This window comes from Corynebacterium sp. MSK218 (genome assembly GCF_030232655.1).
In the GTDB taxonomy this organism is placed as follows: Bacteria; Actinomycetota; Actinomycetes; order Mycobacteriales; family Mycobacteriaceae; genus Corynebacterium.
Map to the genome: position 1 here is coordinate 138,114 of NZ_JASPGN010000009.1, position 14,642 is coordinate 152,755.

At 59.9% G+C, this 14,642-nt stretch carries 10 protein-coding genes and 1 tRNA gene; 3 read left to right on the top strand and 8 right to left on the bottom strand.

Going from position 1 to position 14,642, the window contains the following annotated elements:
* Positions 1 to 243: 243 nt before the first annotated feature.
* The 3 genes from selB to QP922_RS09035 form a co-directional block, all read right to left on the bottom strand.
* The gene (gene selB, locus QP922_RS09025; RefSeq protein WP_284809031.1) at positions 244 to 2,010 is read right to left on the bottom strand and encodes a selenocysteine-specific translation elongation factor; all 1,767 of its coding nucleotides are present in this window, start codon (positions 2,008 to 2,010) and stop codon (positions 244 to 246) included.
* The gene (gene selA / locus QP922_RS09030) at positions 2,011 to 3,297 is read right to left on the bottom strand and encodes an L-seryl-tRNA(Sec) selenium transferase (RefSeq protein WP_284809032.1); all 1,287 of its coding nucleotides are present in this window, start codon (positions 3,295 to 3,297) and stop codon (positions 2,011 to 2,013) included.
* 21 nt (positions 3,298 to 3,318) lie between these two features.
* A tRNA-Sec gene (locus tag QP922_RS09035) sits at positions 3,319 to 3,413 on the bottom strand.
* 35 nt (positions 3,414 to 3,448) lie between these two features.
* Here QP922_RS09035 and selD point away from each other — a divergent pair.
* Positions 3,449 to 4,423, top strand: coding sequence for a selenide, water dikinase SelD (selD, locus tag QP922_RS09040; protein WP_284809033.1), 975 nt, complete (start codon positions 3,449 to 3,451; stop codon positions 4,421 to 4,423).
* Here selD and nrfD read toward each other — a convergent pair.
* The 4 genes from nrfD to QP922_RS09060 all read right to left on the bottom strand — a co-directional run bounded on the left by nrfD (position 4,413) and on the right by QP922_RS09060 (position 10,834).
* Positions 4,413 to 5,507 carry an NrfD/PsrC family molybdoenzyme membrane anchor subunit gene (gene nrfD / locus QP922_RS09045; RefSeq protein WP_284809035.1) on the bottom strand — a complete coding sequence of 365 codons (1,095 nt, stop codon included), beginning with the start codon at positions 5,505 to 5,507 and terminating at the stop codon, positions 4,413 to 4,415. The genes selD and nrfD overlap by 11 nt on opposite strands.
* Complete coding sequence (locus QP922_RS09050; RefSeq protein ID WP_284809037.1) at positions 5,504 to 6,547, bottom strand: 4Fe-4S dicluster domain-containing protein; 1,044 nt, start codon at positions 6,545 to 6,547, stop codon at positions 5,504 to 5,506. The genes nrfD and QP922_RS09050 overlap by 4 nt, the downstream gene beginning before the upstream one ends.
* Positions 6,548 to 6,552: 5 nt before the next feature.
* Positions 6,553 to 9,825, bottom strand: a complete 3,273-nt coding sequence (gene fdnG, locus QP922_RS09055) for a formate dehydrogenase-N subunit alpha (RefSeq protein ID WP_284809039.1) — start codon at positions 9,823 to 9,825, stop codon at positions 6,553 to 6,555.
* Between the two features lie 103 nt (positions 9,826 to 9,928).
* Positions 9,929 to 10,834 carry a PRC and DUF2382 domain-containing protein gene (locus QP922_RS09060; RefSeq protein ID WP_284809041.1) on the bottom strand — a complete coding sequence of 302 codons (906 nt, stop codon included), beginning with the start codon at positions 10,832 to 10,834 and terminating at the stop codon, positions 9,929 to 9,931.
* 480 nt (positions 10,835 to 11,314) lie between these two features.
* Between QP922_RS09060 and QP922_RS09065 the strand changes: the two genes are divergently transcribed.
* Entirely contained in the window at positions 11,315 to 12,385 is a 1,071-nt protein-coding gene (locus tag QP922_RS09065; RefSeq protein WP_284809043.1) for a lipoate--protein ligase family protein, read from the top strand.
* A gap of 116 nt (positions 12,386 to 12,501) precedes the next feature.
* Positions 12,502 to 13,842, top strand: coding sequence for a dicarboxylate/amino acid:cation symporter (locus QP922_RS09070; RefSeq protein ID WP_284809044.1), 1,341 nt, complete (start codon positions 12,502 to 12,504; stop codon positions 13,840 to 13,842).
* A gap of 291 nt (positions 13,843 to 14,133) precedes the next feature.
* On the opposite strand, the gene QP922_RS09075 is transcribed toward QP922_RS09070, so the two are convergent.
* On the bottom strand, positions 14,134 to 14,642 hold a 509-nt coding region (locus QP922_RS09075; RefSeq protein ID WP_284809046.1), incomplete at its 5' end, for an HNH endonuclease signature motif containing protein.

The following is a 14,642-nucleotide window of genomic DNA, read 5'->3' on the forward strand; positions in this document are numbered from 1 at the left end:
CTCAACGTTCCCTCTCGTTAAATCGTACCGATCCCTAAACCTAAACCGCACACTCAATTCTGGACACATCCCCTCATGGCCGTGGCAGACCAAAGGCACCTTCTAACAAGTACCTTATGCACTTATCCTTACGCTTCGACCTGGGCTTTCTCCGAAACTTCCCCACAAATGGTTCCCCTACTTTGGTTCCTTTGCTCCTAGCACCGCACCATTGCTCCCCCGCGTGAAGCCACCCACCAGCACCTAGAGCACCGCCCTCTGCCCGTCCACCAGGCGAGTCACACCGATCGAATCGAGGTGTTCCAACAGCGGGATGGCAACCCGGCGCGTCGTCTCAAGGGCTTTGCGCGCAGCCGAAAGCGTAAAGGGCTGCTCCAGCTTGGAGATCACGGCCTGTGCCTCACGGGGCGCGGAAGGCAGCAGCACCACTCCTCCCTGCAGTCGGAGCAGACGCCCAGCACGCTCAGCTGCAGCAAGCTCTTTGACACCCAGACCTAGGTCCTTAAGGTCCTCAGCCTCCGGTGCTGCAAAAGGCTGATCGCGCAAGCGGCGCTCGAGCTCGGCAACGCCTCTTTCTGCTGGCCCCAAATCCACGCCCTGACCAGGCAGGCGGAGCACGCCGTCGACCGATTCCACCTTAGCCGCAGCCACCGCTAGTCCCAGAAGTGCGGGCTCAGTGAGCTGCAAAGCATCCATGGCAGCTGGCCTCGAAAGCCCCGGTGCAAGCGGGTTCGCCGCTGCATGTTCCGTCACCGCGCGCAGCAACTCCCGCTTCCAGAGAGACACCTGGCCAGCAGAAATCCACCAATCCCGAAACTCAATGATTCCTGATGGCCGTTCCGATACAGAAAATCCGTCGCGGATGAGGTTATCCACGCGGTCGTAGCCGCTACGCTTTAGCCAGTCAGCCGGATCCTGCGGAATCACCTGCGCCAACTGCTCTGCCCGTTTCTTCGCGTCCCCGCGCCGAGAAAGCGAAACGGGGTGCACGTCCACGACCTCTACTCCGGCCACCACGTGCCGCCCGCCAGGGCTGCGCACCACAAACCTATCGAGCAGAGTAAGCGGCAGCGACTTTTCAAGAGTCAGACGAGCGAAGTCGCCTCCCAGCGGGCGCAGCTGCGCACCTACCCCAGCAGTGCCAGTGTGGACCACAAGGTTTCGAGGCAGCTCCGCCATATCAGTACCAAACGTGCGCCGCACATCCACTGTCTCAAGTACGCGCCATGCGCCAGGACTGAGCAGCGCATCGCCACGGTGAATCTCCTCCGCATCTACCCCGCGGAGGTTCACCGCCACGCGGGAGACCGGCCCCACCGAGGACGCAGAAGCATTCTCACTCTGCAGTCCTCGGACCGCGACCTTTCGGTCCCGCAGCATGAGCTCATCGCCCACCGCTATCGTGCCCGCCGCCAGCGTTCCCGTCACTACGGTGCCCGCGCCTTTGACGCTAAACGCACGGTCTACCCACAGCCGCACCCGGGCATCCTTATCCGGCACTGGCGTGCCTGCAAGGAGTGCATCCAAAGACGCACGTAGCTTATCGACGCCCTCCCCTGTCTTCGCCGAGACCTCAATCACGGGGGCATCAGCTAGCCGTGTGCCAGCCAGCTCTGCCCGGACCTGTGCTACAACCTCTGCTCGGCGCGTCTCATCCGCCTTATCGGCACGGGTCAGCGCCACCATGCCATGCTGCACACCGAGCGCGCGCAGCGCATCGCGATGGTCGGTAGACTGCGCCTGCCAGCCTTCGTCGGCAGCGACGACGAACAGCACCACGGGGGCCGGCCCCACCCCAGCTAGCATGTTGCCCAGGAATTTCTCGTGGCCCGGCACATCCACAAAGGCCACGTCCGCGCCAGAATCCAGCCTGGTCCACACAAATCCTAAATCAATAGTGAGCCCGCGACGCTGTTCCTCGTCCCACCGATCCGGCTCCATACCGGTCAGCGCTTTGACCAAACTAGACTTGCCGTGATCCACGTGGCCCGCGGTAGCAACGACAAACACCTACATCACCGCCTGAATCGCCACGATAAGCTCAGCATCCTGGCTCTCTGGCACACACCTCACGTCCACGAGGCAGTGCCCTTGGCTCACGCGTGCCACCACAGGTGTGGCCCCCAGACGCAGCGGACGTGCTAAGTCCTCCGGCAACGCCACGGCCCACCCAGGCAGCGGCACCTCTGGGGCACCGCCGCCGCCCACGCGTCCGTCGTGTTCGATGACATCTGCCCCGACCGCGGAGGCAATCTTCTCAGTGCGTTCCTTGTGGCGAGAAGCAGAGATATGCAGCGCCTCGTGCACCGCGTTGGCCGAGGTCGAGATAGCCGCCTCCACAGCATTAAGGCGTAGCTTGTCAATGCGCACCGCCCGTGCCAGCGGGTGTTTCTTGCAGGCAGCAATGGCTTCCTTCGTGCCCACGAGCACGCCTGCCTGCGGACCGCCGAGCAACTTGTCCCCAGAGAACAGCACCACGTCGGCGCCATCGCGCAGGGCCTCGCTGGCAGACGGTTCTTCCGGCAGCACTTCATCTGGCGTGAGCAATCCCGAACCGATATCCACAATCAGTGGCAGATCCGTCAATTGACGCAGCTGCTCCACAGACACAGAAGAGGTAAAGCCACTAATGAGGAAGTTCGAAGGATGCACTTTGAGAATCGCGCCCGTGTTCTCCCCCAGGGCGCGTTCATAATCTGCAAGGTGTGTACGGTTCGTCGCTCCTACCTCGTGCAGACGCGTAGCCGTGGATTCGATAAGCTCCGGCAGTCGGAAGCCCGCGCCAATCTCAATGAGCTCCCCGCGGGAGATGATAACTTCCTTGCCGGGCGCCAGCGCCGCCGTGGCCAACAGTAACGCGGAAGCACCGTTGTTCACCACAAGCGCATCCTCCGCACCAGGGCACGCGGCTAGTACAGCCTCAGTAGCTGCACGTCCCCTGTCTCTGGAGCGCAGCCCACTGTCCAGGTCCATCTCCACGTCCGTATAGGACGCCGCCGCCACGAGTGCATCCACCGCTGCCGGCGGCAACGGCGCGCGGCCCAGGTTCGTGTGGACGATAACGCCCGTGGCATTAATAACCGGGCGCAAAGAAAAGGGCTGTACATCCTCTAGCCGCGCAGCCAGCTCCTCTTCGATCTGGGAGGGCGCGAGGGAGGCGGAGCGGACGTCGTCAAGCACGGCGTCAATAACCGCTCGAACCCTATGCGGTGCCACGCGCTCTTGGGCTTCCTGCACTGCCGGATAGTGGAGGATCACATCCATCTTCGGGATGAAGCGGCGGGGGTCTGTCGTCATAGGTCCTCCTAGCAGCACGGATGGCGGAGACGGACAGGAATCGAACCTGCCAGACCGAGATGCTCGGCCTCACCGGTTTTGAAGACCGGGGCGCCCACCAGGACACGTACGCCTCCGTCTGCTCACCTTACACGTGGCTAAAGTAGTACTTATGGCTGACATTAAACTAACGTCCTTTGCCGCCGGTGGCGGCTGTGCATGCAAGATTCCCCCGGGCGAACTCGAGTCTGCCGTGGAGGGACTCGTGGGCACCGCAGACCCCAACGTGCTGGTCGGGCTTGACGACGGCGACGATGCCTCCGCCGTGCGTATCCCCAACGGCCTGGCGGTCATCTCCACCGCGGATTTCTTCACACCGATGCTCAACGACCCCTACGACTGGGGCCGCGTGGCTGCTGCCAATGCGCTTTCCGACGTCTACGCCATGGGCGGCACCCCCATTACCGCCATCAACCTCGTGGGTTGGCCGCGCGAGGTGCTTGGTCTCGACATCTTGCGCGAGGTCCTGCGCGGCGGCATGGACGTGGCATCTCAAGCTGGTATCTCCATCACCGGTGGTCACTCCATCACCGCACCGGAACCCACCTATGGTTTGGCAGCCACGGGCATCGTCCACCCAGACAAGATTTTGCGCAACGACGCCGCCGAGGCCGGCCTTCCCATCACCCTGACCAAGCCAATAGGCGTGGGTATCCTCAACAACAAGCACAAAGCCACCGGCGAAGTCTCGCAGGCCGCGGTGGACTCCATGACCACGCTCAACCGTGAGGCGGCCGCTGCCGCGGTGGCGGCTGGAGCGCGTGCCGCCACCGACGTCACCGGTTTCGGCCTCTTGGGCCACCTGTACAAGATGTGCCGCGCCTCCGGAATCGGAGCGGAGCTGGAGTTTTCCGCCGTTCCCGCCATTGAGGGCGCGAAGGAAGCCTTGGCAGAAGGATTTATCCCCGGCGGCTCGCGCCGCAACCTGGACTGGGTACGCCCCCACCTCGACACTGATCTAAGCGAGGAGGACTTGGTTTTCCTCGCCGACGCCCAGACCTCGGGCGGCCTCCTCGTTATCGGCGAGGTTCCTGGCTACCCGGTTATCGGCCGGACCGTTGAGGGCTCCGGGATTACTATCCGCTAGTCACCGTCGAGCGCTTTAGGCCCTCTGCCCTGCGGCGTGCCTCCGCGCGGCGCTTCTGCGGCCCGATGGTCGTCGACGGATCCTTGACAGCCTCATGGCCGGCATTAAGCACGCCGAAGCGCGTGCAGGCTGAGCCTGCCATCAGGGCCAGGCCCGAAGCTACCGATACCGCCCGCGATTTCGTCAGTGCTGCTACTGCGGCTCCCACGCCGCCAGCTGCAATGAATGCCTCGGAGGCCTCCATGAGCTTTCCTGGAATCCCCTCATGCAGCGGGCGCTTGGGCTCGGGCTCCATGTTGTCTTCCATAACTCGCGTAGCCACCAGGTCACTGGCAGCAGCGGCCATACCAAGTGCGCGTGCGGGCGCAGCACTCTCTACCGGGGTGAACACCATGGCAGCGCCCGAAGCGGCTGCCGATGCCGAGGATACGAACACGTACGGCAGGTGCTTCTTCGCATCGTTCCACGTTGGGTTCGACGTATTCGCCAGCAAGACGGCGGTATATCCGGCCAGCGGGCCACCAAGTACTCCGGCCACCGCGCCTGCAGGACCAGCTGCCTTGTCGAGGAGGCCCCGAAGCCGAGTGGGAAGCACTCCCCCAACTAGCTCATCGGCTTCCACAACCGCCGGGAGTGCAGCGGCCGAGGCAAAGCTGCCCAGGATCCACGAGCCGATAGACATCGGTGAGGTCACCTTGAATACGCGGAACATGTTGAGCAATCGCTCGGGGCGGCCCAAGTCCAGAATCAGGAACACCGAGCCTACCGACGCTGCCGAGAAGGCCGTCAGCCTCGTCGAACGTTGCAATTCCCTATTACCAGTCGCCTGCGCACCTGCAGCTAACAGGGCCGAACCGCCCGCGAGGCCACCAAGGAAAAGGTAGCCGCCAATCGGCCACTCCCACGGCGGAGCCTTGACCACGGGTTTGCCGTAATAGGAAGTGAACTCGAAGTCCTCCGCCATGCGCTGTTCTTTGGAGCCGTCCTGGGCGCCAGCACCTACTCGCTTGCGCTTCTTACCGCTCTTCTTGCCACGAAAGCGACGCGGCTCTTGCGGCGGGCGGTACTCGTCGAATTCGCTCATTTGCGGCCTCCCAACGCGAATGCTCCTGCTACGGCGAGCGCCATTCCTCCGATGGCTTTCACCGCGGTCTTGTACATCTGCGGCAAGTCTGCCGTGGGCACGCGAGGATCCGGCGGCAGACCATAAACCTCCGGCGAGTCAAGCAACAGGAAAATGGAACCGGTACCGCCGACGCCATCCTCACTATTCGCTCCATACAGACGTGCCTCAGTAAGCCCTTGCTCATGCAACACGCGAACGCGTTCCTGCGCTGCGGAAAGCATCTCCTCATAGGGGCCGAACTGGATGGAATCCGTAGGGCACGTCTTCGCGCAGGCGGGCTGCTCACCAATCTTGAGGCGGTCGTAACACATGGTGCATTTTTGGGCGACGCCAAGATTCTTAATAGGCATGGACTGTCCCGGCACATGGTCCGGACCCTGCGGTTTGAGCTGCTTGAGCTTGGCCAACACATTCACGCCCGCGTGATCAGGTACCTCATAGTCCACCGCGGCTGTCTTATCTGCTTTGAGCGTGACGCCTCCATCATCGCGGCGCTCAATCACGCCGAAGGGGCAGCCGGCCACACAGGTACCGCAGCCATTGCACACGTCATCCTGCACCACGACGGTTCCGAACTCCGAACGGAACAACGCTCCCGTCGGGCAGACATCGAGGCAGCCCGCGTTGGTGCAGTGCTTGCACACATCGGACGACATGAGCCAGCGGAAGTCGTCGGTATCCGGTGGCGTCGTCGGTGCTTTACTCGTCGGCATCCCCAGCGAGATGAGTTGGCGGCCTTCCTCACGTGCCTGTTCAATGCGATCGTTGTTCTGCTCAACAAACGCCACGTGTCGCCACGTGTTTGCGCCTAAGGAACCGGTGTTGTCATAAGAGTTACCGGTCATCGCATAGCCCTCCACTGGGTTGCGATTCCACTCTTTACACGCCACCTCGCAGGCCTTACATCCAATACAAATGGAGGTATCGGTAAAGAAGGCCATGCGCTGGTAGGACTCGTAGCCGTGCTGGTCGGCTTTTTCCGTTAATGCATTAGCCACGGTGCCTATCCTTCCTTGCCTTCGTAATCCGCCACGTTGCCTGCGGTGGAATCATTACCGGTGTTGTCCTCGGCTGCCTGTCCTTCGGTGGTGAATTCATCACCGACGTCGAGTATCTGGTTGCCCGAATCCACCGTCAGGTTGGCCCGCTCTTGGTACTCCCGCAACAGCTTGACGCGTGCTTCTCCACGCGGGCGCCGTCCCGGCTGAATATCGCAGGCACCCACCTTGGAGTTCTGAATGAACACGTTCGGTTCCAGGGTCAGGCCCAACAGATCATTGGCGCCGTCACCAGCCACATCGGTAGTCTCCGATTCTCCGTAGTGATACGGCAGACCAATCTGGTGGAACTCCTCACCATTAATGGTGAGCATCTCCATGCGGTCAGTCACCAGCACCTGCGCTTCGATGACGCCACGCGGCGACACGATGGTGGCCCACTCGCCGTTGACCAGGCCACGCTTTTCTGCCAAGTCCTTATCCACTTCGCAGAACAGACCTGGCTGCAGCTCCGCCAAGAACGGCAGGCGGCGCGACATTGCACCCGAGGTGTACATCTCCGTCAAACGGTACGTGGAGAACACAAACGGGAACACGTCTGCGCCATACTCCCCTGGCTCCGGGCGTGAGAGGTTGTCCTTACGCCTAATGGTCAGGCGTGTTGGCGATTGCTGCTGTTTGTACAGCGCATTGGTGACCGGGGATTCCTGCGGCTCGTAGTGAGTCGGCAGCGGACCATCGGACAATCCCTTCGGGGCGAAGAGCCAGCCCAATCCATCTGCCTGCATGATGAACGGATCATCACCGTTAAGAGCATCCGGGCCCACTGCATCCACGGGCGCGACATAGTCTGGGCGCTTCGTGGCTGGGAAGTCCGGTACGTCGTCACCGACCCACTTGCCTTGGGCTTCATCCCACCACACGTACTTCTTGCGCTCCGACCATGGGGAACCATCCGGCTTCGCGGAGGCACGGTTGTACAGGATACGGCGATTAGCCGGCCAGACCCAGCCCCAGTCGAGTGCAACCTCGTTCTGCTCGGAGCCCGGCACCTTCTTCGCGGCATGGTTGATGCCGTCCTTGTACACGCCGGTGTAAATCCAGCATCCGCCAGACGTCGAGCCATCGGCACGCATCTCTGTGAAGGCCGGCAAGAGCTGGCCCTTCTTCGGCCCATCGAGGTAGTAGCCGTTGATCTCACGCAGGATCTCATCCGAGCTCGGGTCGCCGTGCTCATCCTCCGTGTAATCCCACGTCACGGCCTTCACCGGCAGATCGCGCGGGTCAGTGGAGTCCGCGAGGCGCTCCCTAATCTTCTTACCCAAGTGATAGAAGAACCACGCCTCACTGCGTGCTTGGCCCGGCGGTGGAGTCGCCTGGAAGCGCCACTGCACCATGCGCTGAGTCTGGGTAAAGGTGCCGGACTTCTCTACGTGGGTAGCTGCCGGCATGAGGAAGACCTCAGTGCCAATCTCTTCGGTCTTGAGCTCGCCATTCTTGATTTCTGGGGAGTCCTTCCAGAAGGATGCGGTCTCAATCTCCTGGAAATCCCGCACGACCAGCCACTTCAAGGAGGCTAGTCCGCGACGCTGCATACCGCCGTTGGACTGTGCTACCGCAGGGTTCTGGCCGAAGACGATGTAGCCTTCCACCTCCTTGCGCAGCATGGCAAGAAGCGTCTCGTACGTCGAATGCGCACCGGACAAGCGCGGCATGAAATTAAAGCCCCACTCGTTCTCCTCGGTGGCGGCGTCACCCCAGTAGGACTTCATCAAAGACACGGCATAGTTTTCACCTATCTGCCAGAAACCCTTCTGGTCGTCCTTGCGGAAGGAATCGAGGTACTCGCTCCAGTTCGCTTGGTCCACGTGCGGCATGGGAAGGTAGCCCGGCAACGAGTTGAACAGCGTGGGAATATCCGTCGATCCCTGAATCGAGGCGTGTCCACGCAGTGCCATAATGCCCGACCCCGGACGGCCGACGTTTCCCATGAGCAGCTGCAAAATTGCCGCCGTGCGGATGAACTGAGCGCCCAAAGTGTGCTGGGTAAAGCCCAGTGCATAAGCAAAACAGGTCGTGCGCTCCGGCGTGGAATTCTCCGCAATGGAGTTAGCCAGGTAGTAGAAGTCCTCCTGCGAAATACCACAGGTTTCCTCCACCATCTCCGGGGTATAGCGCGAGTAATGGCGCTTGAGAATCTGGAAGACGGAGTTCGGGTCCTGAAGGGTCGGGTCCTTCTCAACATTCCACGAGGAACCCTCAGGTTTTTGCACGTACTGCCACGAATCCGTGACATACTTGCCGGTCTCCGAGTCATAGCCAGAGAACAACCCCTCCAGGTCTTCCGTGTCCTGGAAATCGGAGGAAATAATGGACGCCGCATTAGTGTAATTCACCACGTAATCGTGGAAATACAGGTCATTATCCAGCACATACTTGATGATTGCACCAAGCAGCACCACGTCCGTTCCACCGCGAATGCCGATGTGGCGGTTCGCAAACGCAGACGTGCGCGTGTAGCGCGGATCCACGTGGATAATGCGTGCACCACGTTTCTTGGCTTCAACCACCCACTGGAAACCCACGGGGTGGCACTCAGCCATGTTAGAACCCTCAATGACGATGCAGTCCGCATTCGCCATATCCTGCAGCGGTTGGGTTGCGCCGCCGCGGCCAAACGACGTTCCTAGACTAGGAACGGTGGCGGAGTGTCATATGCGCGCCTGGTTTTCGACCTGAATCGCGCCGGTTGCCGTAAACAACTTCTTAATGAGGTAATTCTCCTCATTGTCCAGCGTCGCACCACCCAGTCCGGCGATGCCCATGGTGCGGTTAAGGGGACGCCCCTGCTTATCGACGTCCTCCCAATGCCTCTTTCGCGATTCCACAAAGCGATCCGCAATCATGTTCATCGCGGTCTCTTCATCGAGCTCTTGCCACTCGGTGGCATAAGGGGCACGGTACTTAATCGTGGTGACGCGCGAAGAAGAGTTAATCAGCTGCTCGGAAGCAGAACCCTTCGGGCACAAACGGCCACGGGAAATCGGGGAATCTGGGTCGCCCTCAATCTGGATGACGCGATCATCCTTAACGTAGACACGCTGGGAGCAGCCCACCGCGCAGTAAGGGCACACCGATTGCACCACACGGTCTGCGTCGACAGTGCGGCCGCGAAGATCCTCGCTTTGTGCCGACTGCGTCGACACGTCGCGACCGAAGGCATCCTTGTTGCGGATCTGGCGCACGACTGGCCAGTTCAGCGGACTAAATCGAGACATACCCTCAAATCTACTTCCTTCTACCCCGATTTGCTAGACGCCCTCGATAATCACAAAAAGGGCCTGAAGCCATCTAGCTTCAAGCCCTTTTCTTTATCCCGATTTACTTGCGGGTGTCAGTGATACCGTCGGTATCAATCTGCTCCTTGCGCAGCTCCTCGGTGTGGGTCTCAGTGTCCTGGATGGTCTCCTTGGACAGGTTGACCTTCTCCACTGGGACGGTCTTCTTCTCGACGTTGACGCGCTCCTCGTGCAGGGTGACGGAAGCCTCTTCGGTGGTGTTGTCACCGATGGTGCCGGTGAAGTTAGCGGCGTCAGCCTCAGAGATCGGGGTACGCTCGACGCGAACCTCTTCGCGCTCGACCGGAACCTCAACGGTCTCGGTGTCGGTCACGACGTACTTGCGCAGACGTGCCTCACCGGTAGCAACGCGCTCCTTGTTTACATCGAGGCGCTCCTCGGAACGGATGAGCTCACCGTCGTTGTTGGTGATGTTGTGGCCAGCGGTAGCACCTGCGGTGGTGTCGGTAGCAGCGGCGCGGTCGGTCTCAACGCGGTCAGTGGTAACGGTCTCGTCCTTAGCGTGTGCACCTGCGCCAGCACCGGCAACGCCAGCGCCTGCAACACCAGCACCTGCACCGGCAACACCAGCGCCGGTGGTGGTACCAGTACGCTCGTCGCGGTAGGTGGTGACGTCCTGAGCGTTCTCCAAGTTGTAGTGCTTAAAGATATCGGACTGAGCCTCCGGGGTCAGCGGCTTATCGGAGTCGAAGTCCGGAGCATCCTCAATACGGTCCTTGGAGAAAGCCAGCTTGAGCTCATCACCGTTGAAGTCGTGGCCACGGAGCGGAACCAGGCTGGAGTTCATGCCGAACAGGCCGTGGTTGACCTCAACGAAGGTCGGCTGGCCGGTCTGCTCATCAACGAAGACCTCCTTGACGGAGCCGAGCTTCTCGCCGGCCTTGTCGTATGCGGTTGCGTCGAAAAGATCCTTGATGTTCTTACCCATTGTTCTTTAAACCTTTCTACAATTGGTCTATCTATCGGTGGCAAACTTTTCCAGTCGAGCGCCACCCCCGATATTAAGGATGTAGGGGGTGGCGATTTGCTTTTTCGTTTGCTCTGGACTCCACGATACGGACAAATCAACAACTCGCCACCTCGGTGACCCAATTTGATGAGTTTTCACGCCTTTGTCGCAGGTCACATAACCTATAACGATTGAATAACGCAATCATTTATGCACCATAGTGGACCGTTTTGCGCACCCCCTTTGATCAAAGCGAAGCGACAGACAATCGCTATCCCGCATGACAGTCAGGCAACCTGCACCTCTATCCCACTGGCGATGACACCAACTTTCCACGCAAACCCCTACCCCCTCCACAGGAAATTCCAATCCCCGACCGGTACCCCTAAATCTCAGAAATTACCCGTAATGGTCTACCAGGAAACGAACACTTCTACCCCTCTAGGTACCCTGAACATCATGAGCACACATAGACACTTTGAACTCAAGGTCCCCGGCGGCAAACTCCTCGTCGTCGATATCGACGTAGATTCCGCTAACGCCATTACCAACGCCACAATCTCTGGCGACTTCTTCCTTGAACCCGAAGAAGCCTACGACGCCCTTAGCCCAGCCCTCGTCGGCCTCACCACCGCCTCGAGCACCGCCGACATCCAATCCCGCCTCGACGCCGCCTTGGAACGCATCGACGCGCCCGTGGCTCTCCATGGCTTTGACACCCAGCACCTCGCAACGACAGTCAAGAGAGCGTTGTCCGATGGCACCGATTTCACCGACCATTCATGGGAGATCTTGCGACCCGGCGTTCTTCCCACTCCGGTCAATGTCGCTCTCGACGAAGTCCTTCTCAATGAAGTTGCTGAAGGAAAACGGGGACCCACGCTCCGCTTCTGGGAGTGGGAAGACAAAGCAGTCGTGTTCGGTTCGTACCAGTCCTATGCCAATGAGCTGGATCAGGAGGGCGTCGACAAGCACGGCATCATCCCCGTGCGCCGCATCTCCGGCGGTGGCGCCATGTTTATGGAAGGCGGCAACTGCGTGACATATTCCCTGTACGCGCCGGAGTCCCTCGTAGCCGGCTATTCTTACGAGGCCAGCTATGAGTACCTCGACCAGTGGGTGCTCGCCGCACTGAGCAAGCTTGACGTGAATGCGTGGTATGTCCCTATCAATGACATCACGTCGGACGGCGGCAAGATTGGTGGCGCGGCCCAGAAGCGGCGCCAAGGTGCGGTGCTGCACCACACCACAATGAGCTACGACATTGATGCAGACAAGATGCTGGAGGTCTTGCGCATCGGCAAGGTCAAGGTCTCATCCAAGGGCCTGGCCAGCGCAAAGAAGCGCGTCGATCCACTGCGCCGACAGACCGGCGTGCCGCGCGAGAAGATTATTGACACTATGGCGCGGGAGTTTGCCACCCGTTATGGTGCCGTTGAGGCCGAGCTTTCCGACGCCACGCTTGCCGACGCCCACCACCTCGTCGACACCAAATTCCTCACCGAAGCCTGGACTAAGCGCATTCCTTAAGTTGCGTGGGAATTTACATCCAGCGTACTGTGTTGATATCTCTAGCGAACCGATCTGTTCGCAATGTGCGAACCAATTGGTCTTTTCTATACAACACTGTCTAGAAGGAATTTCTCGTGTCTGATACTTCCTCCCGCACTCTGCCCTCATGGGCCACCGGCTTTGGCGCTCAAGTCATCGCCGGCCTCATCATTGGCCTTGTCCTCGGATTCATTGCTTCCGGTATGGAGTCCTCCTGGCTCTCCGATACCCTCTCCGGCATCGGCGGCGCCTACGTCCAGCTACTTAAGGTCATGGTCCCGCCCCTTATCTTCGCCGCCGTGGTTACCTCCGTGGCGAACCTGCGCAAGGTCGCAAACGCTGCTTCGCTCGCCATCTCCACCCTCGTCTGGTTTGCCATCACGGCTTTCTTCTCGGTTCTCGCCGGCATCCTGGTAGCACTCGTGATGAAGCCGGGTGTGGGCACGACTGTCGACGCCTCCACTGCCGCCGATCCTTCCCACGTCGGTTCCTGGACCGCATTCCTCCAGCAACTTGTCCCCTCCAACTTCTTCGGACTCACCGCGTCCTTTAGCGACGACTCTGTTTCCCTCAGCTTTGGCGCACTCCAGCTCCTCGTCATTTCCCTGGCGCTGGGTATCGCCGCTGTAAAGGCTGGCAAGGCGGCCGATCCTTTCCTCCGCTTTACCGAATCCTTCCTCAAGGTCATCCAGGTGGTCCTGTGGTGGATCATTCGCCTCGCCCCGATCGGCACCGCGGCCCTCATCGGTAAGGCCGTGACCACCTACGGCTGGGATGCCATGAGCTCCCTGGGCAAGTTTGTCCTGGCAATGTACGTAGGCCTCGCCCTCGTTATCGTCGTCGTCTACCCAGCGGTACTCATCTATAACCGCATCCCAGTCATGGGCTTCTACAAACGTGTATGGCCGGTGTTCTCCCTCGGCTTTGTCACCCGTTCCTCCATGGGCGTTATGCCCGTCACCGAACGCTTCACTGAGAAGGCTATGGGCGTGCCGCGCGAGTACGCCTCCTTCGCCATCCCGCTGGGTGCGACGACCAAAATGGATGGCTGTGCCTCCGTCTACCCGGCCATCGCGGCAATCTTCATTGCTCAGTTCTACGGCATTGACCTTTCCCTGACCCAGTACCTTCTCATCATTTTCGTTTCCGTCATTGGCTCCGCCGCTACCGCTGGCACCACCGGTGCGACCGTGATGCTCACGCTGACCCTTTCCACCCTGGGCCTTCCGCTGGCCGGCGTTGGCCTTCTGCTCGCCATCGAGCCCATCATCGATATGGGCCGCACCGCCGTCAACGTCACCGGGCAATCCCTGTGCGCCACCATTGTGGCCAAGCGCGCTGGGATTCAGGACCAGGCCACGTGGAACGCTGCCGAAAACGGTGTCTCCAGCATCATGAATGACGACGAGAAGCAGCACGTAGGCATCTCTGCCTAACACCCCGCCGGGCATACTCCGGCAGTCTAACCTCCCTAACTCTCAAAAGTTCCGCCCAAGAATTTGCGCCGACTTTTGGCCGTTAGGGAGGCTCCTTTCTATCTCCCTCCAGAATCGTGCATCCTCTCCCCTTCGTCGTTTCAAACGACGCGCTCATTTTGCGCTTTGCTCCATAGAGCTAATACTCAAAATCTTTGTGTCGTCGTGTGGGACGACGAGTCTTTTTCCGTGTCCTGAGTTATTGAATGGATTCTCGGGGTGTCTTCGTCGTTTTATTCGACGGCTGGGAGTTTAGAAGGGGATGTCGTCGGTGGTGTCGGCGTTTTCGCCGCTTTGGGCTGCGGCTTCTGTTGCTTCGGTTCCTGCTGCTTGGGTTTCTTCTTGTTGTTGGTGGTAGTCGTCGAGGGCTTGTTTGAGTCTTTGGGCTTCTTCTCTTATGCGTGTGCGGGTGGTGGTGATGTGTTGGCCAACGGTTTGGGCCCAGCGTTTCTGCTTAGGCGCTAATGGACCTTCTGGCTCGGTCATACACCAGGTGCCGTCTTGAAATAGCCAGATAATATCCCCGCTATTGGGGTCCAGAAGGTAGTAAAGAGTGCCATCAGTTTTCATGTTGTGATGCTTCTGGCACAAACACGCCAGGTTACTGGGATGAGTGGCACCACCATCGGCATAGTTGTGCCGGTGGTCAAGCTGGGTGTGGTGGGCTGGTTCAGTACATCCGTCGATGCGGCAGGTGCCGTCTCGTCCTTCGACTTCTTTGCGCATGCCAACACCTGGCCGATAGGAATCAGTTTCTTCAC

What these genes read in the sequence shown, in the direction of transcription:
- QP922_RS09060 (WP_284809041.1), bottom strand. Translation starts at nt 10,834, where the DNA reads ATGGGTAAGAACATCAAGGATCTTTTCGACGCAACCGCATACGACAAG.
- selA (WP_284809032.1), bottom strand. Translation starts at nt 3,297, where the DNA reads ATGACGACAGACCCCCGCCGCTTCATCCCGAAGATGGATGTGATCCTC.
- QP922_RS09065 (WP_284809043.1), top strand. Translation starts at nt 11,315, where the DNA reads ATGAGCACACATAGACACTTTGAACTCAAGGTCCCCGGCGGCAAACTC.
- selD (WP_284809033.1), top strand. Translation starts at nt 3,449, where the DNA reads ATGGCTGACATTAAACTAACGTCCTTTGCCGCCGGTGGCGGCTGTGCA.
- nrfD (WP_284809035.1), bottom strand. Translation starts at nt 5,507, where the DNA reads ATGAGCGAATTCGACGAGTACCGCCCGCCGCAAGAGCCGCGTCGCTTT.